This is a genomic window from Brevibacillus sp., assembly GCF_003521185.1.
Taxonomy (GTDB): Bacteria; Bacillota; Bacilli; order Brevibacillales; family Brevibacillaceae; genus Brevibacillus; species Brevibacillus parabrevis.
In genome coordinates, this window is the sequence record NZ_DOTK01000079.1 from 249634 (window position 1) to 274063 (window position 24430).

Genomic DNA, 24430 nt, shown 5'->3' on the forward strand with positions numbered 1-24430 from the left:
GCGGGCGCATGTTCGGCGAAGAATTGGGCGGACGCCGATTTGGCATCATGGAGTTCGGCGGCATTGGATTGGCTGGTCTGCGATTCGGCGGCATCGGATTCGCTGGTCTGCGATTCGGCGGCATCGGATTCGCTGGCATCCGGTTTGGCGGCATCGGGTTCGCCGGCATCCGGTTTTCTGGCATCCGATTCGGCGGCATCGGGTTCGCTGGCATCCGGTTTGGCGGCATCGGGTTCGCTGGCATCCGGTTTGGCGGCATTGGATTCGGCGGCATCGCTTTTGGCGGGATCGGATTCGACGGCATCGCTTTTGGTGGCATAGGCTTCGGTATGTTCGGCATATTCTGGTTAGGCGAAGGCATGATTGGCCGTTGTGGCATCGGGCGTGCCGGAATGTTGTGCTGTGGATTCTCCGAGCTTTGCGGCGGATTTGGTTTGGACGGCGATGGCACGTTTGGTGATGGCACATTCGGTGACGGCAACGATGGCGATGGCATCGGCATCATCGAGGAAGGCGGTTTTGGCATTTCTTTTGGACGCCTTGGAGAAGATGGCGGCACTGGCGGCATCTTACGTCGCTTTTCCACGGAAACGAACACGTCCTTTCTGATGAAATAACACAGTACATGGTATGACATTTATCCCGCTCAAGAAACGACACTCGCCCAGTTTCCAAAAATGGATTGAGCCCGTTTTTTCTATCCTGGGGAAGTCGCCGTGACAATCTTGCTCTTGACTGCGCGCTCACTTCCGTTACAATAATACTAATAACAAAAATTATCTGACAGTTGTAGAGCGAAAGTGAGGACAGACGTATGCAGCCGCCGAGCAGGCTTACACGTTTCATCCAATCACATATAGAACCCAGGAGCGAGGGGTTAGGATATTAGTATCCTAACCCCTCGCTCTTTTCGTTCTCTGCTCTGTTAAAGGAGGAAACTATCCATGAATCAGCCAACACTTATCCAAATGAACGGGGATCAACTGCGCATTGAAGATGTCGCCTTGATCGCCAGAGAGTTCGTCCACATCGAATTGACTTCGGAAGCACTGGAAAATGTGCGCCGTTCCCGGGCCATGGTGGAAGAGATGGTCCAGCAACAAAAAGTCGTGTACGGAATTACTACCGGCTTCGGCAAATTTTCCGATGTGATGATTCAAGGCGAAGATGTCAGCAAGCTTCAGGAAAACTTGATCATGAGCCATGCGTGCGGCATGGGCGACCCGTATCCGGTAGAAGTCGTCCGCGCCATGATGGCACTGCGCATCAACGCTCTGGCAAAAGGGTATTCCGGCATCCGCGAAGAAACGCTGCTCCAGCTTGTAGAGCTGTGCAACCGCGGCGTGCATCCGGTCATCCCGCAGCAAGGCTCGCTTGGCGCCAGCGGTGACCTGGCGCCGCTCGCCCACATGGTATTGGTCATGCTCGGCAAAGGGGAAGCTTATGTAAACGGGCAACAAATGAGCGGTAGCGAAGCGCTCAAAGCAGTCGGTCTGGCCCCGATTCGCCTGCAAGCGAAAGAAGGACTCGCGCTGATCAACGGCACGCAAGCCATGACCGCGCAGCTCTGCCTGGCGCTGTATGATTCCCGGGTAGTGCTGGAAAGCGCAGAGCTGATCGCTTCGATGACGATTGAAGCTTTGCGCGGAATCCCGAAAGCATTCGATCCACAGCTGCACCTCGTTCGTCCTCATCCCGGACAACAGGAATCGGCCAGACGACTGCTCGCACACTTGTCCGGCAGCCAGCGCACCTCGCAGCAGGGCGAGCTGCGCGTCCAGGACCCTTACAGCCTGCGCTGCCTCCCGCAAGTTCACGGCGCGACACGCGACACGCTGGAGTACGTCTGGACGACGGTGAGCCGGGAGTGCAACAGCGTGACCGACAATCCGATTCTTTTTACCGAGACAGGCGATGTCATCTCCGGCGGGAACTTCCATGGTCAGCCGATGGCATTCGCTGCCGATTTTCTCGCGATCGCCATGGCAGAGCTGGCGAACATTTCCGAGCGTCGGACAGAGCGGCTTGTGAACCCGCAGCTTAGCGGTTTGCCCGGGTTTTTGACTGAAAACGGCGGACTCCATTCCGGCTTTATGATCACCCAATATGTAGCCGCTTCCATCGTGTCCGAAAACAAGGTGCTGTGCCACCCTGCGTCTGTCGATTCGATTCCATCCTCGGCCAACCAGGAAGATCACGTCAGCATGGGCACTACCGCTGCCCGCAAGCTGCGCACCGTGATCTCCAACGTAACAAAAGTGCTTGCCATCGAATACTTGGCCGCAGCGCAAGCGATCGACTTCGGAACAGGCGACCTGGGAGCAGGCACAAGCAAGGCATACGCGGAACTTCGCCGCGTCATCCCCCGTCTCCACGAAGACCGCGAGATGCACCCGGACTTGGTCAAGGCCGAAGAATTGATCAAAAAAGGGATACTCGTGATCGTGTAAACAAAAGGGGCACGACTGTTGAGCGTTGACCGTTGTACCCGCTTCGGGAGACAGGAGCTTTTACCACAAGCGGGTCACATCCACGCTCCTAAAAAGCATCATGCCACTGGGAATGCCCTCCGTTCTTTGCTATCCTAAAGGAGAAGGATGGATTTCCACACTCACTCGCTTGGAAGCATGGAGGGCTGGCTGATGAAACCGACATCCACGCCGTTGCAACACCCTGACAATCTGCTGTTTTTTGACGGCGAATGCCATATGTGCAACAGCGCCGTACAATTTGTTTTGAAACGCGACTCGTCCGGCGCGATTCACTTCGCTTCCTTGCAGTCAGAGACGGCGAAACAGATTTTGTCGTCGCATCAGTACGATGCCACGCAGCTTTCATCTGTCGTCTTTTTGGCCAACGGTCGCTTGTATACAAAATCGGACGCGGTTTTGCAGGTCGCGCGCAAACTGTCTGGAGCGTGGCCGCTGTGCTTTTACCTCAGCCGCTTCCTCCCCCGCCCTGCCCGCGATTTCATTTACGACTGGGTCGCCCGGAATCGTTACCGCTGGTTTGGCAAGCAAGAGCAGTGCATGCTGCCGACCCGCGAAATCAAGGCGCGTTTTCTCGATTGACCGCCCATAAAAAAGAGGAGCCGGCACTTGACGTCGGCTCCTCTTTTTGCTGTTATTTTTGCGCTTGCGGATGGTCGTCCGCGGCGTATGCTGCCGCTTTCGCATTCGCTTCCACTTGCGCCGGACTTTTGCTGCCCGGAATTACCGCCGTGACGGCGGGATGCTTCAGGCACCAGGCAAGCGCCCACTGCGCCATGTCCATTCCTTCCGGCACTTCGCTTTCCTTGATGTTGGCTACTTCTGCAAGCAACTCCGCCACTTGCTGCGGGTCGCGGCGATGCCGCACATCGTTTCCGGCAAAAACGACACCGGGCTTGTACTTGCCGCTCAAAAATCCGCTTGCCAAAGGCACCCGCGCAAGTACGCCCAAGTCTTGTTCGGTACACGAAGCAAAAACCGCTTCCTCCGGCTTCCGGTCCAGTCGGTTGTACACGACCTGAATCGTCTTCGCCTGCACGGAGCTTGCATTCGCAACTTGATGCATGTTGTCATTTTTCGCAATCGACAAACCGAGGTGGCGAATCGTTCCTGCCTGTACTTGCTTGTCCAAATACGTCCACAACTCGTCGTTGTCGAACGCTGCGTCCGGCCCGGAATGGAACTGGTACAAGTCGATGTAGTCCGTCTGCAAAGCTCGCAACGAGTTCTCTAGCTGCACTTGTACTTGCGCTGCCCCATACTCGTCCGTGCGGGAAAACTTGTCGTGAAAATGATGCCCGAACTTCGTTGCGACAATCCAGTCTGCGCGACCGCCCTTTTTCAAATAGCCCCCGATCAGTTGCTCCGAGAGATGATCTCCGTAGCATTCCGCCGTGTCAATCAAGTTGATTCCAAGTTCTTTGGCCGTGTCCAAAACCGCGTCGACCTCAGGCTGGGTGAAGTCTTGCCCCCACTCTCCGCCGAACTGCCACGTTCCCACGCCGATGACCGAAACATTCAGTTCCGTCTTGCCTAGTCTGCGGTACTTCATCGCCGATTCCTCCTCGTGCCACTATGTAGAAAAGCCCCTGAGCGAACTGTCGCTCAGGGAGAAAGCATGCGAAAATCAAATCGTTTTTTCCACGTTCAACTGGCTGACAAAAGCTTGCAGGCTTCCTTTTCGCTCCTTGCGCATTTTTTTGCGCTCTTCTGCGGAGGCCATCAGTTTTTGCTCTTCCTCGGTTTGCGGGACAATGCCAGGAACCTCGGTCGGATTTCCAGCTTCATCCAGGGCGACAAAAGTCAAAAACGAAGTAGCTGTCAGCACGCGTTGCCCTGTTTGCAAGTTTTCCGAAACGATTTTGACAAACACTTCCATCGAAGTGCGTCCTGTCGAAGAAACAAAAGCTTCCAGGCAAATCGAGTGCCCCATTTTCACCGGAGCGAGAAAATCGATGGAGTCTATGGAAGCAGTCACGACGGGCCTGCGGGAATGTCTCATCGCAGCAATTGCCGCAACCTCATCTATATAAGCCATCATCGTGCCGCCAAAAATCGTGCCGTGGTAATTGGTATCAGACGGTTGAACCAGGGATGCCTGAATCGTGCGGGATTCTTGAGTAGTCTTGACGTTCATCACTGTTGCTCCTTTGTCAATCATGTTCATGCCTTCCCCATCATATCACAAGGCATCCGCTGTTCCAATTACATCCTGACAGTTCCCAGCTGGTTGTGCGCTTGCAAGTGTTCAAGCACCCCGTGCGCTTCCTCCTGCAAAAAATAGCGCAGCATCGGCAAGTTCCACTCATACGCCGGACGGTACCCGGCGAGTGCGAACACATTTTCATCCAGATGCGTCGCCAGTTTCCTGCGCTGTGGGCTGGCACAGTAAAATTGCTCCAAATAGTCTGTTCCCCAGCGCGAAAAAGACGACGTCTCCTCCGTCACCGCCGTCAGCAAAATCGCCTCGCCCGTATCGATCAGATCAAGCGGATACAACTGGCAACTGAACGGCTTTAGCGGCTCCACCACATGTCCCGCCTCTTCGGCGTACGCATGGATCGCACAGCCGAGGCGGCCGTTGTTTTCCTGATAAAACAGGCAGTTGCCGTGGCGCATGCGGATCGTGCCTGGCAGTTGCCCCCGGTCCCAGACGCCGTGCCGCTCCCAATTTTCCCGTTCGCTTGCTGACTGCAAGCGGGCTGTGATTTCCGGCAGTTCTTTTTCCATAATCGGAATTTGCCACGGCTCCACCGCGTAAGGTTGTCCACCCTCGCAACAAGTCTCGCGATGAACCGCACGGCAGTTCCAACAGTCAAGATGAAACAGGGCGAGCAAGGCCGGGACGTCCACTATATACTGACCTGCCCTGATCATCGCCGCTCTGTGCTTTTTTATATATTTTTCGCAGCAGTACACCTCTTTGTCGCTCATCGGATCAGGGGTGCCTACGTAGCGAAAGGAATGCTTTTTCTTCATTTCTCCAAAACAATCTCCGCTTCCGTACCGAAAATGCTCAGCTTTCCGTCTGCAAATGTGGCGAGGTCCACTTCATCGCCAGGGATTTCCATCAAAATTTCCAGCTCGCCTTCCGCTTCCGACACAAACACCAGCAGCAAGTCTTTTTCCTCAAATTCATTATCAGTCAACTTGACTTCTGTCAGTTGTCCCTGAAATTGTGTTACCTCTTCTTCCTCTTCGCTGTCTGTATCCCACTGTGTAAATGTGACAGATGCCGTTTTGCTGGCAAATTCGTCTGTCAGCAAGCGCAGCAATTGCTCGTGTTGTTGAATGTCCATTTCTCGATCCCTCCGAAAGTTTCATTACTGCCCATCATAGCAAAGTGAGGCGAAAATGCCAAAAGAAAACCGCTTCCCCGAAGAAGCGGTCGTGTGTCGTCCCGTTCTAGCTTACTTTGCTGATCGTTTGTGCCAGGGCGAAGTCCTTGCCCGTCAGCCCTTTTGCTTCACGGGTCGCGAGCGTAAAGGTGACAGTCCCGCCAGCCAAATGAATCTCCACATGCTGACTGTCGTGCTCAAGCATCTCCGCCACGCGATTCACGAAGCTTACGGCCGTGGCGAAGTCTCTACAGTGGTATGTGCGCGACAGCGCCATCCTGTCCTCTACCAGCTTCCAGCCCGGAACCTTGCTCAAATACAGTTTGACCTGCTCCAAAGACAGCTTGCTCACTCACATCGCCCCCCTTTTGTCCGATGAACGGTTGTAACACCATCATATTCACCTGACAGAAAGGTTAGTCACGCTTATCCGCACGACTTATTGCTTGATCGCATAAAAAATCATGCGTGGCGATTGACTGGCTATATACGGTTCGAATTGGTAGTTGCCAAAAACTTGAATCTGTCCGAATCCGGCCTGCTCCAACATCGCGATCATCTGTTCGACAGAAAAAAGCCGGACTTGCTCCAAGTATTCACGCTTTTCTTTGTCCGTATCGTCTGTAATCCATATCCGTTTCTTTACGGCTCCGTCCTCGATCCACCGTTTTTCCTCAATGAACATTCCATTGACGTGCTTCGTGGAATGCGGGACGAGATGGCTCGTGACGTAGGCTGGATTCAAGTAATCGATGACGACCTCGCCGTTCGTTTTCAATGCTTGCGCCATATTGCGAATGACCTGCGCGTTTTCCTCATCAGAAGAGAAGTAGCCGAAACTGGTAAAGAGGTTAACCACGATATCAAATTCGTCCCGATAGGGAATATTGCGCATGTCACAGCGGGCGAAGCTGAGCCGCGGATCGTTGTTTTGTTCTTCGGCCAGCTGCAATAATACAGGAGACAAGTCGACTCCGACCACCTCGTATCCCCTGCGAACCAACGCACGCGAATGCCGCCCGCTCCCACAGCAAAGATCCAGTACGCGTCCCGTGTCTTTGACAGGCAATCGCTCCAACAGGTTGGCGATCTCTTCATCGGCTGCCGAGTCGTCCCGATGCTGGTAGACAAGCACGTAATCTTCGCGAAAGCTGCGTTCAAACCATTCTTCTGCCATTCCCTAGCTCCTTTAATACCAAGATTTCTTTATTATACCACAGGAGGGTTTGTCCGCAGCCGATTTCCCCCGGGCAAAGTGCAGAGGAAATGCCGATAACAACTTTACATACATACAGTATGTATGTTAAATTTTCATTACGAACGGAAAGGAGAGATTGTTGTGAAAGTATCCAGTTTTTATCCGGTTATCCTGTCTCGGCAAGTGGGCGTTAGTGCCCGTTTTTATGTGGAACACTTTGGATTTGAACTCGTTTTTGAAGCGGATTGGTACGTGAGCTTGAAGCACAGCAAGGGCGACTTCCCTTTTGAGCTGGCTATTTTGCATCCCGATCACGACACTATACCGTCCGGGTATCGAACCTCTACCCAAGGTCTGATTCTCAACTTCGAAGTGAATGATGTTGATGCGGAATATGACAAACTCATCCAAAAAGCCGGGCTTCCCGTGCACCTGGATATCCGGGATGAACCGTTTGGGCAGCGTCACTTCATTACCTCTGATCCAAATGGCGTCCTGATCGACGTCATCACCGTCATTCCTCCCACGGAAGCGTTCAGCAGCCAGTACGTCGATCAAAACTGACGGTTGGCCTCATCCTCGATCAGATCAGATAGGAGCAAGAGAAACAGCATGAAAATATCGAAAGCACAACAAAGGCAAGAAACGATCGCGAAGCTGCTGGAAATAGCGAGGGAGCATTTTTCCACCCAAGGGTACGCCCATGCCGCAACAGAGGACATGGTCAAGGAAGCGGGACTGACGCGAGGAGCCTTGTACCATCATTTTGGCAACAAAGAAGGGCTGTTCCGCGCCGTGCTCGAATCCGTGCAAAAAGAAATCGCAGAACAAGTAGAGACGGAAGCTGCCAAAAGCCAGGACCCGTGGGAACAACTGTTGAACGGTTGCCGCGCCTTTGTCACCTCAGCCGTCGAACATCGCAACAGACGGATTTTGCTCATTGACGGCCCTTCCGTTCTCGGCTGGGAAGCTTGGCGGAAAATGGACGAGGAACACAGCATGCAACTGCTGCAAGCCCAGCTGCAAAACATGGCAGAGCAAGGTTACCTTGCCGCTGTGCCCATCGAGGCTTTGACTCATCTGCTCTCTGGCGCAATGAACGAAGCTGCGCTCTGGATTGCCCAAATGCCTGACCAGGCGCACTCTCTGGAACAGATGACCAGGGCCATGACGCTGATGCTTGAAGGCTATCGGGTCAAATAAATAGCCAGACGAAAAACCCCCTGCCTATGCTGCTCGCGGCGCATTTGCCAGGCAGTATGGATAGGGGGTTATGTTATTGGGCGAATTGTTTGGTCAAGTTAGGTCAAGTTAGGTCAAGTTAGGTCAACCGCGTTGCCCGTCCCAGGCGAATTTTTTCCGCCGCTCGCGCAATGATGCTCTCGACAGAAGCAGGGTCATCGACCACATCGTATTCGTTGATGTTTACTCGCAGAACCGGACAGGATGTAAAGGAATGAATCCAGCCTTCGTAACGGTCGAACAAATCGCGCCAGTAATCGATCGGCGTTTGCTGCTCCATCGGACGTCCACGTTCCTGAACGCGGCCGATAATATCGTCGAAGCTTCCTTCCAAGTAAATCAGCAGGTCGGGATGCGGGAAATACGGGGTCATGACCATCGCTTCGAACAGCTCGGTATATGTTTTGTAATCTTCTTCTGTCATGTTGCCTTGCTCGTACAGCATGCGGGCAAAAATCCCGGTGTCCTCGTAAATCGAGCGATCCTGGACGAAACCGCCGCCATAGTCGAACATCCGCTTCTGCTCCTTGAAACGCTCCGCGAGAAAGAAGATTTGCAGATGAAAGCCCCAACGGGACAAATCGTTATAATAACGGCCAAGGTAAGGGTTGTTGTCCACCTTTTCCACAGACACGCGGAAACCAAGCTGATCGGCAAGCGCATGGGTAAACGTCGATTTTCCGACACCTACCGTTCCGCCGATGGTAATCACTGCATTGCCCGGTATCCCGTATTTTTCACGAAGGTGGCTGTTTTGAAACCTAGACATGTACGCAACTCCTTATTGAAATACTTGCCAATCACGCGGCATTCGTAACCTCTATTTCTTTCGCAACTCCTCAATGCGCGGCAAAATCTGCTCCATCATCCATTGCCGATCCTCCGGGCGATGCACGAAATCCAGCTCGTCACAGTTGAATTTAATGACAGGCACATCCGGGTGGTGCTTCTCAAACTCGTCCATGAACTCGTTGTAATCGGCGATCAAATTTTCCATATAACCCACATCCATCGTCCGTTCCACTTCGCGATCGCGAATGGCAATCCGCTTCATGACCGTATCGATGGAAGCCGTCAAGTAAATGACCAGATGAGCCTGCGGCAAATCTTCTGTCAGGATATCATAAATTTTAAGATACTTAGGAAGATTGTTGTCTGACAGGGTGCGTTTGGCAAAAATCGTATTTTTAAAAATATTGTAATCGGAAACGACAGAAATGCCCTGGTTGAGGTAATGGGAGTGAATATCTTGCAACTGCTTGTAGCGGTTGCACAGGAAGAACATCTCCAGTTGGAAGCTCCACTCTTCGATGTTTTCGTAAAATTTTCCTAAAAATGGATTCTCATAGACGATCTCTTCCAGCAATTGCACGCCGCATGTTTGGTGCAGTTCCCGCGCCAGGGAGGTTTTTCCTATTCCGATCGGTCCCTCAACGGTTATCAATATGGACTTCATATAAGCGTCTGTTCCTTTCCGAAAAATGAGAGCACTCCATATTTTAGCACGCGTCCTTGTATTTGTCGAAACCATTCGCATTATGTCGCAAGCCATCTTTTGCCAGCAAAAAAACTGCCCCCGCTGGCTGGGCAGTCTGGACTTTCTACGTAAAATACTCCACTTTCGCCTGGGGAAACAGCCGGGCAATTTCTTTTTCCAGGTGCGCCTGCAAAGCTTTTGCCTGAACATCCGGGTAAACGTATTTGCCCTTGCCGTACTTGCCCCATTTGTATTTGCGTTCTTCCTCGTTCATCACCAGCTTGGTCTTCGGATAGCGCGCGAGGATCAAGCTTTTGGCGATTTTCGTGAAGCGATGCTGAATCAGCTCAAAGGTCAGATCGGTCATCGCTTCCGGGACGAGCTGGCTGCTCAGCCGTTCGAGCAAATCGGTGTACCCCTCTTCCCATCCGTCAAACCAGTACAAAGGAGCCAAAATAAAGCCGAGCGGATATCCGGCTCGCGCCACTTTGCCTGCCGCTTCAATACGCTGTGCGAAGCTGGAAGTACCCGGCTCAAAATTTTTGATCACATAATCGGCATTCATGCTGAAGCGAAAACGGGTGTGCTTGTTGTGCTGCGCGTCCAGCAATGAATCGACATGGTGAAATTTGGTGACAAACCGCAGTCGCCCGAACTCTTCTTTGCCCATAAACTCGATCGCGCGTTTGAGGTTGCCAGTCAAATGCTCGATGCTGACCGGATCGGACGTACAGGCTGCCTCAAACCTGGTGATCTCCCCCGGACGTTTCTCGATATATGTTTTGGCCTGGGCAAAAATTTCGTCGGTATTGACGTAGACGCGAATGTACGGCTTCGACCCGACATTCGTATTCAAGTAACAGTAGTGGCAATGAGCGGCGCACCCTGTCGCCAGCGGAATCGCGTACTCGGCAGACGGCTTGGAAGGCTCGAACTTCATCGTTTTGCGCACGCCGATGACGAGTGTCCGTTTGGCATTGCGATATTTTTCAACATCCGTTTCTCCGGGAATGCCGCGAACCTGGTTGTGACTGGTTGTCATTTGCAGCGGAATCCCTTGCTCTTTGAACCGCTGGTACAGCTCTTGTCCGAGCGGATAGTCCAGGGCATTCGGCTCGACGAACACGTAGTCGGGCACAAACAAACCGGAATCTTTTCGCCCTGTTTTCGCGGGCGCTTCCAAGAGTGTAGTCGCCATAGGCACAGATCCCTCCCCGTGCCTAGTATGGCCCACAGCGCCCTGCTCGCCTCAAGGAGAACGCTGGCTTTTGGCCTGCTCTCGCTACAATCCGCTTTTGAACTCGCGCAACCGCTCCCTCGCTTCCGCCGCCTGGCTGATGGGCACTTGCAGCGTGTACACATGCCCGCCCTTTTTCGTCTCCCTGGACAACAGCCTGACCCGGATGCCTTTCATCTCCAAATAGATGCGACACTCGCTCGCCACCCTGGGGAGCCCGTACGACTCATGAATCGTTACCCACTTGGTCCACATGCCTTCTCACCCTCGTTGCTTCTTCCTCCTTTACTGTAAGCATCAAGAAGGCTATTGGTTCGCCAAAAAAGCAAGATTGCCTATTTTCCCAAAACCGTTTTGGCTCTTGCGGCGTCTAATGTTTAGTAGGAGGGGAAGATTGTGAATCTCGAACAACTTGTCAGGCAAGCCAGGCAAGGGGACGACGAAGCCTTTTACCAGCTGATTTGCCAGCAGCAAAAACAGCTGTACAGCGTGGCTTACGCCTTTTTGCGCAACGAGGCAGACACGCTGGAGGCCATACAGGAGGCCACCTGCCGCTCCTATCTGCGCTTGTCCCGCTTGAAAGAACCCGCGCATTTTCGCACATGGCTGACGCGCATCCTGGTTCATGTCTGTCTGGACGAGCTGAAACGCAAAAAACGGTTCGCCTCCGACTGGCATGCCGGAGAAAGCCTTGCTATTCCGTTTGGCAGCCAGATGGAGCAGACGGCGGAAAAACTGGTCATTGAGGAAGCATTGGCCAAGCTGACGCCGATGTATCGCAGCATCATTCTCATGAAATATTTTGAAGACCTGACCATTCGGGAAATCGCTTCGAGACTCGGCTATCCGGAAGGAACCGTCAAGACTTGGCTGCACAAAGCGTTAGGCGCCTTGCGAAAAGATCTCGGGAAAGGCTGGTGAATCGAACGTTATGGATTTCGATACGGATATGGAAAAAACAAAATCACAGCCGCTCCCTGACATAGAACCGTACATTCGCCGCGGCATCGCGCAAGCCAAAGAGCAAAAACGCATGCGGCGACGCAATCGGCTGATACGCCTCTACTCAGGACTTGCGGCGTGCTGCATTCTTTTTGCCTTCGTGCTGTCCGTGCGCATCTCCCCTGCCGTCGCCGCTTATGTCAGCGAGCTGCCCGGGATGGATAAGATCGTGGAGCTGATCCGCGATGACAGAGGGCTGCAACGCGCCGTGGAGCACAAAATGGTTCAGGATATTGGCACAAAAGCTTCCTTGTCCGGCATCACCTTCACCATTGACCAGGTGCTGACCGACCAGAAGCGCATGCTGCTTTTTTACACACTCAAGCACGAGCATACAGGGCAAAAAGTTGCCTTGCGCGGCGTGAAACTTTTGGACGCATCCGGCAAGGAATGGGAGCATGGGGCAAGCTGGGGCAGTATGGGAGTAGCAGCGAACGTGGAACATAAAGACCGGATCGATGTTTATGTCCCGGAAGCCAGCGTCATCCCCGAGTCTTTGACAGCCGAGGTGACGTTTGAAATTGATGACGTCAAGCAAGATTCGTCGCTCGCGGTGACGTTCCCGATCGACCGCAGCAAGTACAGCGCTTTTGAGAAAAAGGTGTACCCTGTCGACAAGCAAATCACGGTAGACGGACAATCGCTGACCATCGAACAAATTACGGTCTTCCCGACGCAAACAGAGGTGAGCATCCGCTTTGATCCGGCAAACAAAAAGCACATTTTCGGGTTCGATGACTTGAAGCTGGTCGACGAAAAGGGGCAGACGTACGCTTTTTGGGGAAATGGCGTTCCGGTTCGGAACAACGGAGAAAATGGCAAGGTGTTCAATCTGGAGAGCATTTATTTTCTGGAACCGCAGCAACTGTTTTTGAAAGCAAGCGGGATACGAGCACTTGATCGCGACAAGCTGCAAGTCGTTATTGATGCGAAAAAGCAGACGCTGGTCAAAGCACCTGACGACAAACTCAAGCTGGCCGCGCTGCGACAAGTTGACGATGTGGTCGGGCTCGACCTGGAACTGCGGGTGGAGGAAGAGTCCGATCGCCACCTTTTCACCTATTTTGGCAACGATATTACGGACAATCGGGAAAACAAATATGAGTATGTCCAAGGAACCACCTCGACAATCGCTTCGCCGGATGGGCGCACGCAAAAACAAGGATTGCTCTTCAAACGATTGACGAACAAAGGAACTATCGACGATTACTCCCTCACCTTGACAGACTATCCGACACGTCTGCAAGGCGAGATTACGGTACAAGTCAAATGAGCAAGCAAAAGCCCCGCGAAGAATGTGCTCTTCTGCGGGGCCTTCCTTTTGTACCATACAATTAATCGACAACTGCCCAATGGTTGGTCGGGCCATGGCCGCCGCCCAATTGCGGGGCCGTTTTGATCGCCTCGAAAATAAAACGGTTCGCCTTTTCTACCGCAACGTGAAGCGGCGTCTTTTTCGCCAGCTCGGCGGTAAGGGCAGCGGAAAAGGTGCAGCCTGTCCCATGAGTATGTCTGGTTGGGATGCGTTCGTGCGACAGCTCCATAAAGTCGCGGCCATCAAACAAAATATCGACGACGGTATCCCCTTCCAGATGACCGCCTTTCATCAACACATTGCGCGCTCCCAGCGCATGAATGACGCGGGCAGCCTCCCGCATCTCTTCCGGGGTATGAATGGACAAGCCTGTCAGGCACTCGGCTTCGGGCAAGTTTGGCGTGACCACTTCGGCGAGCGGGAGCAGCTCTGTTTTCAGAGCGTCAATCGCTTCGTCCAGCAGCAGCTTCGCTCCGCCTTTGGCGATCATCACCGGGTCTACGACGAGCTTTTGCAAGCCTGCGTCGCGAACTTCTGCCGACACCGCACGAATAATCTGGGCGTCAAACAGCATGCCTGTCTTCGCCGCATCGGCGCCGAGATCGCGAAGCACCTCGCGCATTTGCTGCGCCACCGCCTCTGTCGGCAACGGGTATACTCCCGCTACTCCCAACGTATTTTGTGCAGTGACAGCGGTAATCGCGCTCATCCCGTAGACGCCGAGCTGGTGAAACGTTTTCAGATCGGCCTGGATGCCTGCCCCTCCCCCGCTGTCTGATCCTGCTATCGTCAATGCTCTCGCAATCGTACTCATGAATTTCCCTCCTGCTCAACCACCTTTTCTCCTACGAGTATATCATCCGCATGTCCCATTCGGTATACTAAGGAGTGATCACCAACCGCAAAGAAGGGATTTTCTCATGTCTTATCGCTTGTTTTACTGGCTGACCGTCCTGATCCCGACGATTATCATCGGCGGCTTCGAATTTGTCCGCCACGATTTTTTGCTGCCCTACATGTCGATGGAAACGGGAAATGTGTACATCACCTTGATGACACTGGTGCTGTCTTACTTGTTCGCGACGTGGATGTTTCGCACGATCAAGCAAATGAACGCGCGGATCGTGGAAGAACAAGCCCGGCGCGCCGTTTACGAGGAGCGCGAGCGTCTGGCGCGGGAGCTGCACGACGGCATCGCACAATCTTTGTTTTTTCTCAATGTCAAGCTGAAGCAAGGTCATCTGGACGAAGCCCGCGTGGCGGTTTCCGCGATCGACAATCACGTCCGCCAAGCCATTTTCAACCTGCGATCGTTGCCTGAGGAAGGCAGCTTCGACCAGCGGCTGGAAAAATGGCTGACCCAGTGGAGCGCTTTGTCCGGCGTCGATGTCGTCTGGGATTTGCGCGTGAAAGAAAGCTTTTTCACTCCTGCCGAGGAAGTGCAGCTATTCGGAATCATTCAGGAGGCGTTCGCCAATATTCGCAAGCATGCGCAGGCCAAGCATTCCTGGATTCGACTGACCACAGGCGAGCCGCGCAGCTGGCAGCTCGTGATGGAGGACGATGGCGTGGGCATCGCCCAGACCAACCCGGATACGAAAAAATACGGCTTGTCCATGATGCGCGAGCGGGCCAGACAGCTGAACGCCGCGATTGATATTCAAAAACGGGCTGATGGCGGCACGATCATCCGCCTGACCGCTCATGCTGGAGGTTTTTCGCAATGAATGCATACCGTGTCCTGATCGCCGACGACCACCCGATGGCTCGCATGGCGATTCGCTCGCTGCTTGACCCCGATCCTTCGTTTGAAGTAATCGGAGAGGCTGACAATGGCGAGGAAGCTTTCATCCAATGTGGAAAGCTCCAGCCCGACCTGGTGCTGATGGACATCAACATGCCGAAATGGAGCGGTCTGGAAGCAACTCGCGAAGTGAAAAAAGCGTACCCGCACATCAAGGTCGTCATTTTAAGCGTCTCGGACGATGTTGCCGACCTGATTACCGCCATCCAGTTTGGCGCTCAAGGCTACCTTTTGAAAAATTTGGAGCCGGACGACTGGATCAACTACTTGCACGCCTTGCTGGGCGAAGACAGCGAGCTGACGCGTGAGATGGCAACGAGACTGATGTACCGCTTCCGGCAGGAGGAGCACGTGGACGATCTCGTGCCGGATGTGCTCACTCCCCGCGAGCGGGAAATCGTCATGTACGTGGGGGCGGGCAAAACAAACCGGGAAATCAGCGAAGCGTTGATCATCGCTGAAAACACGGTCAAAAACCATCTGAAAAACATTTTGGAAAAGCTGCAACTGGCGAATCGCGTCCAGCTTGCCGCTTACGCCGTCCGCCATCATCTGATCATGAAAAAGTAGTCTCCCATTCGAAAACAGTTGCTTTCCAAGCCAACCACTGTCATCCTTAGAAAGACTTGTTTTACGATACAAGATACCAGAATGGCAGGTGAACCACATGCTCGAAGTCAAAACCTCCAAGCTCAGCAACGGAGAATTAAACAGAGGCGTTTTCGCCCTGCGCGATTTCACAAAAGGCGAATTGCTCCATGAAGCTCCGGTTCTTCCCTATTTGAATGAAGAACATGAGCACATCGAGAAAACGCTCTTGGCTGACTACGCATTTGAATACGGTGCGAACCATACCGCATTGTTACTCGGATACGGCATGTTGTTCAATCATTCCTACACGCCAAACGCCACGTACAGCATCAACTTCGACAACCACACGTTCGATTTCTACGCGTACCGTGACATTCAGGCAGGCGAAGAAATTTTGATCAACTACAACGGCGATGAAGACTGTGACGATCCGCTCTGGTTTTACGAAGAAGAGCAGTCCGGCGAGCAAAAGGAATAGGCAAGCAGCACGACAAGGCAGGTGAGCGCTCACCTGCCTTTTTGCTTTTCGTTTTCAACTGTCTCAACTGACAAAGTCGAGATCAAGCTTGCGCTGCTCGACAATCGTGGTGGCCACGTCTTTTAGCGATTTGCCAAATTCTTTTTCCAACAACAGAAAACGCCTTCACGCATGTAACCCACGCGCTAAAGGCGTCGTTGTCCGATGCTGCTTTAGTTGCTCGGCGCTTCGTAGCTGTAATACACATACGGGTCTTTCGGAGCCTGGACGGGCTGGATGTGCGCTGCCTTCAAGACGAGCATGTCAAATCCGTCTACCTTGCGCAACTCCAGCTTCCCGCGCACTTGAACCCAGCTGTCCTTCGCCCATTTGCTTGCGCTCTCGCTCTCGACCAACACGCCGAAGACGCTGGCGTCGGCCGTGCAGCAAGTGACCGAGAAACGGGCGACGACGAACTGGTTGCTGGCGAACCCCGGCTCTTTGTAGACAAAGCCGAGCGTCTCCAGCTCTTTTCCCGCAAAATCCTGGGCGTACAGCTCCAACGTCGTCAGGCCGTCCAGGAATATTTTGTCGTTCAGTTTGATGACTGGCTGTTTGTACATCGACGTAGCGATATCGGTGTAAAAGTCACCGAAGCCGCCATTGGAAAAATGATTTTTCAATTCGGCATCGCTCATCCCCGGTTTGATCGGGATAGATGCAGGGGCTTGTGTTTCCTGCCCGGTGGCTGTCGATGCAGAGGCAACAGTTTGCCCTTCCTGCCCGGCTGCTGTCGATTCTGGAGCAACGGTTTGCCCTTCATGCGCGGTTGCTGACGATGCAGAAGCAGCGACTTGCCCTTCCTGCGCGGTTGCTGACGACGCAAGAGCAGCGGCTTGCCCTTCCTGCGCGGCTACTGACGATGCAGGAGCAACGGCTTGCCCTTCCTCCCCGGGTGCTGACGATGCAGGAGCAACGGCTTGCCCTTCCTCCCCTTGGGATGACGTAGCCTGTTTTGCTTTTTGTGCCTGCTCGCCGCTCGCCACCTCGGACAATTTGCGCACGTCATTGCTCAGCAGCGTCACCCCGCGCTTTTCCGCGATGGCACTTCCCAATATTTTGTCCGGCATGAAAAAGCCCATGAAAATCGGCAACAGAAACAAGCCGTATATCAGCACCGAGCCCCAGCGCGTACGTGGCACGTGATGCGCGTCTTCGCAGTCACAATCGTAAGCGTGGTGCCTGCCAGCCACCAGTTGACGCACGCTTACGAACGTCAAAATCACGAGAATGCCCAAAGTGACATAGCTGAGCATGTGCAGCTTCGGTGCGAGGTAATGCCCCAGCTTATCCGTCCAGATCAGGTAAGACAGCAGCCCGGTGAATCCGGCTAAAATCAGGCTGCGCATCCAGTCGTGCCCGGACCTGTTCGACTTTTGCATACTTTTCCCTCCTCTAAATTGGCATCAACAGCGTAATGACGAGCACCAGTATGGTAATGACAGCAATCAGCTTGAGGACAAAGCCCAAGCGGAACGTCCCGAGCAGCATCAAGGTCGTCTTGAAATCAAGCATCGGACCAAAGACGAGAAAAGCCAAAAGCGAGCTGCTCTGGAATGTCCCGGAGAACGAAGCCGCAATAAAGGCGTCGGCTTCCGAGCAGAGCGAAAACAAATACGCCATGCCCATCATCACCAGATGAGAAGTAAGCGGAGTTTGTCCGACGGCCACCAGCGTGTCACGGCTGATGAACACTTGCAGGACGCTGCTGATCAGCGCTCCAAACAACAAAAATTTCCCCATGTCAAAAAACTCGTCGACGGCGTGGGCAAATGTCGCAGACAGCTTGCCGCGCATCGCTTCTGCATGAGCGGTTTCGTGGCGGATTTCCGCTTCTACCCCATGTCGCAGCGGATTCTTTTTCACAAACAACAGAACGAGAAACCCGGCGATCAGCGCTACGAGAAACCCGGCGATTCCTCTGTAGAGCGCCATGTCCGGCTGCCGCGCAAAGGCAATGTACGTGGAAGACAGCACCACCGGATTGACAATCGGTCCTGCCAATAAAAACACCACGCCCACGGACACGGGCATTCCTTTTTGAATCAGACGGCGAACGACCGGGATAATCGCGCACTCGCACACGGGAAACAAAAAGCCAAGCAGCCCGGCAAACGGCAGCGCAACGAGCGGATGCTTCGGCGTCCAGCGTCTGACTTGCTCCTCGGAGACAAACGTCTGAATGAACGCGGAAAAAAACACGCCGAGCAAAACAAACGGGATCGCTTCCAGCACGATGCTCAGAAAAAACGTTTTGACATCCAGCCAACGGGGAGACCATTCTATGCCCAAACCGGAAAACCAGTTGCCTTCTCCGCCGACCGTAAGCCATACAACTCCAAGTCCAAGTATAAGCGCCCCCACAATCTCAAAGAGAAAATGACGGATTTTAGCAACCACCTGTGATGTCCACTCCTTTTTGCAAATCGTCATCATTCCTAATTAGACACGGATTAGGCACTTTCCTGCTGCTTCCCGTCTTTTTTTCTGAATCATTCCGTTTTATAATGGATACAACCAATTGTGCGGGGTGAAGAACATGGAGCTGGAATATCAGCGTACGACGGATGAAGCAGACGTTTGTGAAATCCAAACCGTGGACGAAGCGAAAGTAAACAGACTGCGGCCGAAAATGAGCGAAACAGAAGGAGTCGCTCCTCTGTTCAAGGCACTGGCTGACGATACCCGGGCAAAAATCATTTACGCCCTGGCTCTGGAAGGCGAACTGTGCGTGTGCGATGTCGCCGCGACGATCAACAGCTCGATCGCCAATACGTCCCACCATCTTCGCCTGCTGCGAAATATGGGGCTGGCCCGTCATCGCAAAGATGGAAAGCTCGTCTACTACGCGCTGGACGACGACCATGTGCGTCATTTGATCATGTGCGGGATTGAGCACGCGTCCGAGTTGAAGCAATCGAAAAAAAACAACCCGTAGTTGAACGGAACTTTTGGAAGGTCGTCACGTTTGTGGCGGCCTTTTTTTGTTCGTTTGCGAAAATACATTCAAATGATTGCTTGAATATAAGATTGAATGTGGTATGATTTAGGTAAATTCCCGCTTGAAAGAAGGTTTCACCCATGCACGATTACGAAGTCATCATCATCGGTGGCGGCCAATCCGGCCTCGCGCTTGGTGCTCTGCTCCAGCAACGGAAAGCTCGCTTTGTCATTTTCGAAAAAAACGGGCGCTTGGGAGACAGCTGGCGAAAACGTTATGATTCGCTCGTGCTGTTTACCGCTCGGCAAAACAACGGGCTTCCCGGCCTGCCCTTTCCCGGAGAGCCGCAGACGGTTCCCACCAAAGATGAGGCAGCAGACTACCTGGAACAGTACGCTGCGCATTTCCAGCTGCCTGTGCGCCTGAATACAGCTGTCCAGCGGGTAGAACGTACAGCATCCGGCTTTCTGGTGCAGACAGAAGCAGGAACAGCGCGCGCCAAAAACGTCGTCGTGGCGACAGGCCCTTTTCAAATACCGTACATCCCGCCGATTGTCGAGCGATTGGCCCCCGATGTCGTGTCGCTGCATACGACGGACTACCAAAACGAGCATTCGTTCCGGGACGGGCCTGTCCTCGTAGTCGGAGCAGGCAACTCCGGTGCGCAGCTTGCTGTGGAACTCGCCAGACATCGCCCTGTGATTTTTTCCAGCGGGCAGACCCGGCTTCATTTGCCTTTGTATGTTTTGGGCAAAACTATTTTTGACTACATGCAACGGTTCGGCTTGCTTGATGCTCCCCGCTCCTCATGGGCTGGAAAGCAATTGATGAAACGACCTGATCCGATCTTTGGCTACCGCGAGGAAATGAAAGCTCTGACGAAAACCGGAGCCTTGCGCCTGACGGAACGCACCGTTCGCATTGCGGATCGCACCGCCTATTTCGCAGGCGGCGAGCAGGCGAGCTTTCCAAACATTTTATGGGCCACCGGATTTCGCCCTGACTATAGCTGGCTTGCGATCCCGGACGTACGCGATCCAAACGGCTGGCCACGGCACGAGCGAGGGGTGACAGAGGTGTCCGGCCTGTATTTTCTCGGGCTTCCCTGGCAGCATTCCCGCGCTTCCGCACTCATGGGCGGCGTAGGCAAAGACGCCCTTTTTCTGGCAGATCGACTCGTTCGCTAAACGATCCTATCGAGGAGGAATCATTATGGGCTTGCATCATCACGATCACGGAGATGGGCATGGGCACGACCACCATCACCACGGAAAAGGCGCCAGCAAAAAAGCGCTGTTCACCTCTTTTCTGATCATCACTGTATTTTTGATCGTCGAGACGATCGGAGGTTTTTTGACCAACAGTCTCGCGCTTTTGTCCGACGCTGGACATATGCTGAGCGATGCCTTGGCACTGCTGCTAAGTCTGGTCGCGCTCCATTTTGCGGCCCGGCCGCCCTCTGCCCAAAAAACATTCGGCATGAAGCGCTTCGAGATTCTCGCCGCTTTGACCAATGGCGTCACGCTCGTCCTGATTTCCTTGTTCATCTTCTGGGAAGGATTCCAACGTCTGCTCCAGCCGCCTGAAGTCGCGAGCGGCAAAATGATCATCATCGCTTCCGTCGGCTTGCTCGCCAATATCGCCGCAGCCTTCGTCCTCATGCGCGGCGATTACAAAGACAACGTAAACGTGCGCAGCGCCTACCTGCACGTGCTGGGCGATATGCTCGGCTCCGTAGGGGCAATCCTCGGCGGTGTGCTCATGCTCGCCTTTGGCTGGTACATCGCCGACCCGATTATCAGCATCGTCGTCGCCTTTTTGATCATGCTGAGTGCATGGCGCGTGACGAAGGAGTCGGTCAACATTTTGCTGGAAGGAGCGCCTTCCCGTATCGATACGACAAAAGTAGAAGCGCGGCTCGGACAGCTTGACGGCGTGGTAAAAGTTCACGATTTGCATGTTTGGACCGTCACTTCCGGCTTCGACTCCTTGACGTGCCATCTGGTTGTGCAGGACGATTTGCCGAGCTACCCGATTCTCGATGCCGCTTTGGCGCTGTTGCAAAAAGAGTTTGGCATCACCCATGCGACGATCCAAATCGAGAACTCTTCCATCTCGCATGGAGAGTTGCATTGTCAGGGTGGTACGGGGGAGCATTCGCATGATCATGAGCACTCCCATGACCACGGGCATTCGCACGACTCCGAGCACTCCCATGAGCACGACCGCGAGCACTCGCATGACCACGGGCATTCGCATAACCGCAACTAAATCAAACGCCTATGACCACCTGCCACGCTCGCAGCCAGTCGCACGATTATAGCCAGCCGCACAACCACAGGTACCCGCACGATCATCAACACGACACGATCACTCACACGACCATAACCACCCGCACCGCCCCATTCCCCACTAACAATAAAAGAACCATCTCCCGCTCATGCGCTAGAGATGGTTCTTCATTTTTATCCGCTCCGATTAGTCTTCCATCGTGGACAGGTCGCCTGTCGGCAAGCCCAGTTCCCACGCCTTCAGGACACGGCGCATAATTTTTCCGGAGCGTGTTTTTGGCAGCTTGTCGCGAAACTCGATTTCACGCGGTGCAGCGTGAGCAGCGAGTCCTTCCTTCACGAACTTGCGGATGTCATCCATCAAGGCTTCGCTTGGCTCGTAACCCGCGCGCAAGGAGATGAACGCCTTGATGATTTCGCCGCGCAGCGGATCAGGCTTGCCGATTACGCCTGCTTCCGCAACAGCCGGATGCTCGACCAGCTTGCTCTCGACCTCAAACGGGCCAACGCGCTCGCCGGAAGTATTGATCACATCGTCAATGCGCCCCTGGAACCAGAAGTAGCCTTCCTCGTCCTTGTAGGCGGAGTCGCCAGATACATACCAGCCTGGGATGCTGAAATACTCTTGGTATTTGGCAGGGTTGTTCCAAATTTGTCTCATCATGGACGGCCAGCCGACGCGGATCGCCAGGTTGCCCATCCGGTTTGGCGGCAGCTCGTTGCCCTGATCGTCGATAATCGCCGCGTATACGCCAGGGAAAGGCTTGCCCATCGAGCCTGGCTTGATCGCCATGCTGCGGTAGTTGGAAATCAGCTGTCCGCCTGTTTCCGTCATCCACCAGTTGTCGTGAATACGGTGGTTGAACACGCGAAGTCCCCAATACACGACTTCCGGGTTGAGTGGCTCGCCCACGCTCAAAACGTGGCGCAGACTGGACAGATCGAAGCGCTTCACCACTTCGTCGCCCGCTCCCATCAGCATGCGGAACGCGGTCGGTGCGCTGTACCAGACGGTCACCTTATTTTTTTCGATCGTTTTGTACCAGTCTTCCGGTGTGAAGCGGCCGCCGCGGATCACGTTTGTCACGCCGTTCAGCCACGGTGCGAAAATTCCGTAAGAAGTTCCTGTCACCCAGCCCGGATCAGCTGTACACCAATAAACGTCATCCTCTTGCAGGTCGAGCACCCATTTTCCGGTCTGGTAGTGCTGGATCATCGCGTTGTGGACGTGCAGCACGCCTTTTGGCTTGCCAGTCGATCCGGACGTATAGTGCAAAATCATGCCGTCCTCGCGATCCACCCACTCGATTTCCAGCTCGGAGGATGCTTCTGCCATCGCTTTTTCGAAGCTGATTTGCCCTTCCTTCAGTTCCTCTTTTGCCCCCACGACAATGACGTGCTTCAGTGCTGGCAGCTCGGATACAGGGATGCGCGGCAAGAGAGCCGGCGTCGTCACGATCGCGGTCGCTTCGCTGTTTTCCAGACGGTCGCGCACGGCAGCTTCCATGAACGCCTCGAACAGCGGGCCGACAATCGCGCCCACTTTGAGCGTTCCTAAAACGCTTACATAAAGCTCTGGCGTACGCGGCATGAAGACGAATACGCGGTCGCCTTTTACAATCCCCAGATTGCGCAAAACATTCCCGAATTTATTGGACAATTCGCTCAACTGTGCAAAGGTGTAGGTCTCTTCTCTGGTCAAATCGCTGTACATAAGCGCGATCTTGTCCTTGCGCTCCGTAGAAAGATGGCGGTCAATCGCTTCATACGCCATGTTTACTTTTCCCGTCTCATACCAGGAAAATTGCTTCTCGACTTCCTTCCAGTCAAATTGGGCGTACGTCTCGTCGTAGTTCTCCAGGTTGAATCGGCCTTCTGTCGCCGGAATTTTTTCTACATTCATACTCTCACTCTCCTAAACCCCAAATAGAATTCTTCACTACGCAACATTCATAATATTTCTGCACTTTTCGATAAATTCCTTCTGCCAGAACCTACTTATTCGAAAAGCGAAGAAATCGAGTATAATGACACTACCTTAGAGATAAAGGAGATGGCCGGAAGAGATGCTATGGTTTTTGCTAGTTGCCGCTCTCGCCTTGCTCTTCATAAAAGCGTACCGCAATACATTTGACGTCCATACCAATCATGTGATCATACCGCTCGCTTCGTCGCCGCATTTGCGTGATCCGCAAGATTTCGAACCGCTCAACATTTTGCATTTGTCCGATTTGCACATGGAAAATTTGTCGATTGACCCGATGCGGATCGTCCGCGATTTTTCCGGGCAATCCGTCGATCTGCTCGCGATTACCGGAGATTTGCTGGATCGCCACAAAAACATCCCGAAAGCAGTCGCCTACGTAGAAAAGCTGATGCAATTGCAGCCCGCGCTCGGCACATTCGTCGTTTTTGGCAATCACGACTACGTGCTGTCGCCGCTCAAGCTCGCTCAACTCAAGTCGGAGCTGGAACGGATCGGCTGTCAGGTCCTCGTCAACCAGCACGTCACGGTCGAGCATCACGGTCAACTGCTGCATGTGATCGGCGTCGATGATTTCAGCACACGCCGAAGCCAACTGGAAAAAGCTTTTCAATCCGTTCCGAAAACGGGGGCGCGCCTCGTGCTCACCCATGATCCGAACCTCGTCCTGCAAATGAAAGACTACGCCTACGACTATTTGCTGGCGGGACATTTCCACGGCGGACAAATTCATTGGCCGCGCCCGTACCATCTGGTGAAAATGGGCAAGCTCGTGCGGCTGAATATGGTCAAAGGTCTGCACGAGTTTGACGGGCGCCCTTTCTATATAAGTGAAGGACTCGGCCAGACGGGACTGAACATCCGCCTGCGTTCCCGCCCGGAAATCACGCTGCATACGATGGGTGGCGTCCCCCAGGAACCGTTTGTGGGCACGCCTGTGCAAACCGCAAGCTTGCAGGAAACCGCCGCCACACTCGCCTAGAGTACGGTATAATAGACGTACG

At 53.6% G+C, this 24430-nt stretch carries 28 protein-coding genes; 14 read left to right on the forward strand and 14 right to left on the reverse strand.

Annotation, left to right across the window (positions count from 1 at the left end; all coding sequences use genetic code 11):
* Positions 1-8: 8 nt before the first annotated feature.
* The 3 genes from DEP07_RS24560 (at position 9) to DEP07_RS24570 (ending at position 3071) form a co-directional block, all read left to right on the forward strand.
* A complete protein-coding gene (locus DEP07_RS24560) occupies positions 9-617 on the forward strand; it encodes a hypothetical protein (RefSeq protein ID WP_173599749.1) in 609 nt (202 codons plus the stop codon).
* A gap of 327 nt (positions 618-944) precedes the next feature.
* Positions 945-2450, forward strand: coding sequence for a histidine ammonia-lyase (hutH, locus tag DEP07_RS24565; protein ID WP_274875192.1), 1506 nt, complete (start codon positions 945-947; stop codon positions 2448-2450).
* Positions 2451-2642: 192 nt separating this feature from the next.
* The gene (locus tag DEP07_RS24570) at positions 2643-3071 is read left to right on the forward strand and encodes a thiol-disulfide oxidoreductase DCC family protein (protein ID WP_274875191.1); all 429 of its coding nucleotides are present in this window, start codon (positions 2643-2645) and stop codon (positions 3069-3071) included.
* Positions 3072-3123: 52 nt separating this feature from the next.
* Here DEP07_RS24570 and DEP07_RS24575 read toward each other — a convergent pair whose 3' ends face one another.
* From DEP07_RS24575 to DEP07_RS24600, 6 genes are all read right to left on the reverse strand, one after another.
* Positions 3124-4041 carry an aldo/keto reductase gene (locus DEP07_RS24575; protein WP_281868220.1) on the reverse strand — a complete coding sequence of 306 codons (918 nt, stop codon included), beginning with the start codon at positions 4039-4041 and terminating at the stop codon, positions 3124-3126.
* Between the two features lie 75 nt (positions 4042-4116).
* Positions 4117-4626 (reverse strand): acyl-CoA thioesterase, encoded by a 510-nt coding sequence (locus DEP07_RS24580; protein ID WP_173595978.1) that lies wholly within the window; start codon positions 4624-4626, stop codon positions 4117-4119.
* Positions 4627-4694: 68 nt separating this feature from the next.
* Positions 4695-5468, reverse strand: coding sequence for a DUF3109 family protein (locus tag DEP07_RS24585; protein ID WP_122965672.1), 774 nt, complete (start codon positions 5466-5468; stop codon positions 4695-4697).
* Positions 5465-5788 carry a hypothetical protein gene (locus DEP07_RS24590; RefSeq protein WP_122965671.1) on the reverse strand — a complete coding sequence of 108 codons (324 nt, stop codon included), beginning with the start codon at positions 5786-5788 and terminating at the stop codon, positions 5465-5467. The genes DEP07_RS24585 and DEP07_RS24590 overlap by 4 nt, the downstream gene beginning before the upstream one ends.
* Before the next feature lie 106 nt (positions 5789-5894).
* A complete protein-coding gene (locus DEP07_RS24595; RefSeq protein ID WP_122965670.1) occupies positions 5895-6179 on the reverse strand; it encodes a 4a-hydroxytetrahydrobiopterin dehydratase in 285 nt (94 codons plus the stop codon).
* An 87-nt stretch (positions 6180-6266) separates the two neighbouring features.
* Positions 6267-7004, reverse strand: a complete 738-nt coding sequence (locus DEP07_RS24600; protein ID WP_173595598.1) for a class I SAM-dependent methyltransferase — start codon at positions 7002-7004, stop codon at positions 6267-6269.
* Between the two features lie 162 nt (positions 7005-7166).
* On the opposite strand from DEP07_RS24600, the gene DEP07_RS24605 reads away from it, so the two are divergent.
* Together DEP07_RS24605 and DEP07_RS24610 are read left to right on the forward strand one after the other, a co-directional pair.
* The gene (locus DEP07_RS24605; RefSeq protein WP_217021665.1) at positions 7167-7589 is read left to right on the forward strand and encodes a VOC family protein; all 423 of its coding nucleotides are present in this window, start codon (positions 7167-7169) and stop codon (positions 7587-7589) included.
* Between the two features lie 48 nt (positions 7590-7637).
* On the forward strand, positions 7638-8228 hold the full coding sequence (locus DEP07_RS24610) for a TetR/AcrR family transcriptional regulator (protein WP_287103159.1): 591 nt from the start codon (positions 7638-7640) through the stop codon (positions 8226-8228).
* 118 nt (positions 8229-8346) lie between these two features.
* Here the strand turns inward: DEP07_RS24610 and DEP07_RS24615 are convergent, their stop codons facing one another.
* The 4 genes from DEP07_RS24615 to DEP07_RS24630 all read right to left on the reverse strand — a co-directional run bounded on the left by DEP07_RS24615 (position 8347) and on the right by DEP07_RS24630 (position 11236).
* Positions 8347-9036: a deoxynucleoside kinase gene (locus DEP07_RS24615; protein ID WP_122965666.1), complete on the reverse strand. Its 690-nt coding sequence runs from the start codon at positions 9034-9036 to the stop codon at positions 8347-8349.
* Between the two features lie 51 nt (positions 9037-9087).
* Complete coding sequence (locus DEP07_RS24620) at positions 9088-9723, reverse strand: deoxynucleoside kinase (RefSeq protein WP_122965665.1); 636 nt, start codon at positions 9721-9723, stop codon at positions 9088-9090.
* 145 nt (positions 9724-9868) lie between these two features.
* Positions 9869-10942, reverse strand: coding sequence for a spore photoproduct lyase (gene splB / locus DEP07_RS24625; protein ID WP_122965664.1), 1074 nt, complete (start codon positions 10940-10942; stop codon positions 9869-9871).
* 84 nt (positions 10943-11026) lie between these two features.
* Complete coding sequence (locus DEP07_RS24630) at positions 11027-11236, reverse strand: hypothetical protein (protein ID WP_122965663.1); 210 nt, start codon at positions 11234-11236, stop codon at positions 11027-11029.
* Positions 11237-11377: 141 nt separating this feature from the next.
* Here DEP07_RS24630 and DEP07_RS24635 point away from each other — a divergent pair, with 141 nt between their 5' ends.
* Positions 11378-11902 (forward strand): sigma-70 family RNA polymerase sigma factor, encoded by a 525-nt coding sequence (locus DEP07_RS24635; protein ID WP_122965662.1) that lies wholly within the window; start codon positions 11378-11380, stop codon positions 11900-11902.
* A 10-nt stretch (positions 11903-11912) separates the two neighbouring features.
* Entirely contained in the window at positions 11913-13256 is a 1344-nt protein-coding gene (locus DEP07_RS24640) for a DUF4179 domain-containing protein (protein ID WP_122965661.1), read from the forward strand.
* A gap of 61 nt (positions 13257-13317) precedes the next feature.
* Here DEP07_RS24640 and thiD read toward each other — a convergent pair whose 3' ends face one another.
* Complete coding sequence (gene thiD, locus DEP07_RS24645) at positions 13318-14112, reverse strand: bifunctional hydroxymethylpyrimidine kinase/phosphomethylpyrimidine kinase (RefSeq protein ID WP_122965660.1); 795 nt, start codon at positions 14110-14112, stop codon at positions 13318-13320.
* 106 nt (positions 14113-14218) lie between these two features.
* Between thiD and DEP07_RS24650 the strand changes: the two genes are divergently transcribed.
* From DEP07_RS24650 to DEP07_RS24660, 3 genes are all read left to right on the forward strand, one after another.
* The gene (locus DEP07_RS24650; protein WP_122965659.1) at positions 14219-15025 is read left to right on the forward strand and encodes a sensor histidine kinase; all 807 of its coding nucleotides are present in this window, start codon (positions 14219-14221) and stop codon (positions 15023-15025) included.
* Entirely contained in the window at positions 15022-15672 is a 651-nt protein-coding gene (locus DEP07_RS24655) for a response regulator (protein ID WP_063227749.1), read from the forward strand. Before DEP07_RS24650 ends, DEP07_RS24655 begins: the two co-directional genes overlap by 4 nt.
* A gap of 97 nt (positions 15673-15769) precedes the next feature.
* Positions 15770-16171, forward strand: a complete 402-nt coding sequence (locus tag DEP07_RS24660) for an SET domain-containing protein (RefSeq protein ID WP_122965658.1) — start codon at positions 15770-15772, stop codon at positions 16169-16171.
* A gap of 212 nt (positions 16172-16383) precedes the next feature.
* On the opposite strand, the gene DEP07_RS24665 is transcribed toward DEP07_RS24660, so the two are convergent.
* Entirely contained in the window at positions 16384-17592 is a 1209-nt protein-coding gene (locus DEP07_RS24665; RefSeq protein ID WP_287103162.1) for a TIGR03943 family putative permease subunit, read from the reverse strand.
* Positions 17593-17605: 13 nt separating this feature from the next.
* Positions 17606-18610: a permease gene (locus tag DEP07_RS24670; RefSeq protein ID WP_242771927.1), complete on the reverse strand. Its 1005-nt coding sequence runs from the start codon at positions 18608-18610 to the stop codon at positions 17606-17608.
* Between the two features lie 139 nt (positions 18611-18749).
* On the opposite strand from DEP07_RS24670, the gene DEP07_RS24675 reads away from it, so the two are divergent.
* The 3 genes from DEP07_RS24675 (at position 18750) to DEP07_RS24685 (ending at position 21422) form a co-directional block, all read left to right on the forward strand.
* Positions 18750-19148, forward strand: coding sequence for an ArsR/SmtB family transcription factor (locus tag DEP07_RS24675; RefSeq protein WP_287103163.1), 399 nt, complete (start codon positions 18750-18752; stop codon positions 19146-19148).
* Positions 19149-19291: 143 nt separating this feature from the next.
* Positions 19292-20338: a flavin-containing monooxygenase gene (locus tag DEP07_RS24680; protein WP_287103164.1), complete on the forward strand. Its 1047-nt coding sequence runs from the start codon at positions 19292-19294 to the stop codon at positions 20336-20338.
* Positions 20339-20363: 25 nt separating this feature from the next.
* Positions 20364-21422 carry a cation diffusion facilitator family transporter gene (locus tag DEP07_RS24685; RefSeq protein ID WP_280648247.1) on the forward strand — a complete coding sequence of 353 codons (1059 nt, stop codon included), beginning with the start codon at positions 20364-20366 and terminating at the stop codon, positions 21420-21422.
* A gap of 207 nt (positions 21423-21629) precedes the next feature.
* On the opposite strand, the gene acsA is transcribed toward DEP07_RS24685, so the two are convergent.
* Entirely contained in the window at positions 21630-23345 is a 1716-nt protein-coding gene (gene acsA / locus DEP07_RS24690; protein WP_122965653.1) for an acetate--CoA ligase, read from the reverse strand.
* Between the two features lie 163 nt (positions 23346-23508).
* Between acsA and DEP07_RS24695 the strand changes: the two genes are divergently transcribed.
* Positions 23509-24408 (forward strand): metallophosphoesterase, encoded by a 900-nt coding sequence (locus DEP07_RS24695; RefSeq protein ID WP_281868209.1) that lies wholly within the window; start codon positions 23509-23511, stop codon positions 24406-24408.
* Positions 24409-24430 lie beyond the last annotated feature (22 nt).

Bases quoted from the DNA above. Each gene is read 5' to 3' on its own strand.
- DEP07_RS24695 (WP_281868209.1), top strand. From the start codon at position 23,509: ATGCTATGGTTTTTGCTAGTTGCCGCTCTCGCCTTGCTCTTCATAAAA.
- DEP07_RS24570 (WP_274875191.1), top strand. From the start codon at position 2,643: ATGAAACCGACATCCACGCCGTTGCAACACCCTGACAATCTGCTGTTT.
- DEP07_RS24650 (WP_122965659.1), top strand. From the start codon at position 14,219: ATGTCTTATCGCTTGTTTTACTGGCTGACCGTCCTGATCCCGACGATT.
- hutH (WP_274875192.1), top strand. From the start codon at position 945: ATGAATCAGCCAACACTTATCCAAATGAACGGGGATCAACTGCGCATT.
- DEP07_RS24560 (WP_173599749.1), top strand. From the start codon at position 9: ATGTTCGGCGAAGAATTGGGCGGACGCCGATTTGGCATCATGGAGTTC.
- DEP07_RS24615 (WP_122965666.1), bottom strand. From the start codon at position 9,036: ATGTCTAGGTTTCAAAACAGCCACCTTCGTGAAAAATACGGGATACCG.
- DEP07_RS24665 (WP_287103162.1), bottom strand. From the start codon at position 17,592: ATGCAAAAGTCGAACAGGTCCGGGCACGACTGGATGCGCAGCCTGATT.
- DEP07_RS24610 (WP_287103159.1), top strand. From the start codon at position 7,638: ATGAAAATATCGAAAGCACAACAAAGGCAAGAAACGATCGCGAAGCTG.
- DEP07_RS24620 (WP_122965665.1), bottom strand. From the start codon at position 9,723: ATGAAGTCCATATTGATAACCGTTGAGGGACCGATCGGAATAGGAAAA.
- DEP07_RS24575 (WP_281868220.1), bottom strand. From the start codon at position 4,041: ATGAAGTACCGCAGACTAGGCAAGACGGAACTGAATGTTTCGGTCATC.
- thiD (WP_122965660.1), bottom strand. From the start codon at position 14,112: ATGAGTACGATTGCGAGAGCATTGACGATAGCAGGATCAGACAGCGGG.
- DEP07_RS24600 (WP_173595598.1), bottom strand. From the start codon at position 7,004: ATGGCAGAAGAATGGTTTGAACGCAGCTTTCGCGAAGATTACGTGCTT.
- DEP07_RS24580 (WP_173595978.1), bottom strand. From the start codon at position 4,626: ATGAACGTCAAGACTACTCAAGAATCCCGCACGATTCAGGCATCCCTG.
- splB (WP_122965664.1), bottom strand. From the start codon at position 10,942: ATGGCGACTACACTCTTGGAAGCGCCCGCGAAAACAGGGCGAAAAGAT.
- acsA (WP_122965653.1), bottom strand. From the start codon at position 23,345: ATGAATGTAGAAAAAATTCCGGCGACAGAAGGCCGATTCAACCTGGAG.
- DEP07_RS24680 (WP_287103164.1), top strand. From the start codon at position 19,292: ATGCACGATTACGAAGTCATCATCATCGGTGGCGGCCAATCCGGCCTC.
- DEP07_RS24660 (WP_122965658.1), top strand. From the start codon at position 15,770: ATGCTCGAAGTCAAAACCTCCAAGCTCAGCAACGGAGAATTAAACAGA.
- DEP07_RS24585 (WP_122965672.1), bottom strand. From the start codon at position 5,468: ATGAAGAAAAAGCATTCCTTTCGCTACGTAGGCACCCCTGATCCGATG.
- DEP07_RS24630 (WP_122965663.1), bottom strand. From the start codon at position 11,236: ATGTGGACCAAGTGGGTAACGATTCATGAGTCGTACGGGCTCCCCAGG.
- DEP07_RS24685 (WP_280648247.1), top strand. From the start codon at position 20,364: ATGGGCTTGCATCATCACGATCACGGAGATGGGCATGGGCACGACCAC.
- DEP07_RS24640 (WP_122965661.1), top strand. From the start codon at position 11,913: ATGGATTTCGATACGGATATGGAAAAAACAAAATCACAGCCGCTCCCT.
- DEP07_RS24675 (WP_287103163.1), top strand. From the start codon at position 18,750: ATGGAGCTGGAATATCAGCGTACGACGGATGAAGCAGACGTTTGTGAA.
- DEP07_RS24590 (WP_122965671.1), bottom strand. From the start codon at position 5,788: ATGGACATTCAACAACACGAGCAATTGCTGCGCTTGCTGACAGACGAA.
- DEP07_RS24655 (WP_063227749.1), top strand. From the start codon at position 15,022: ATGAATGCATACCGTGTCCTGATCGCCGACGACCACCCGATGGCTCGC.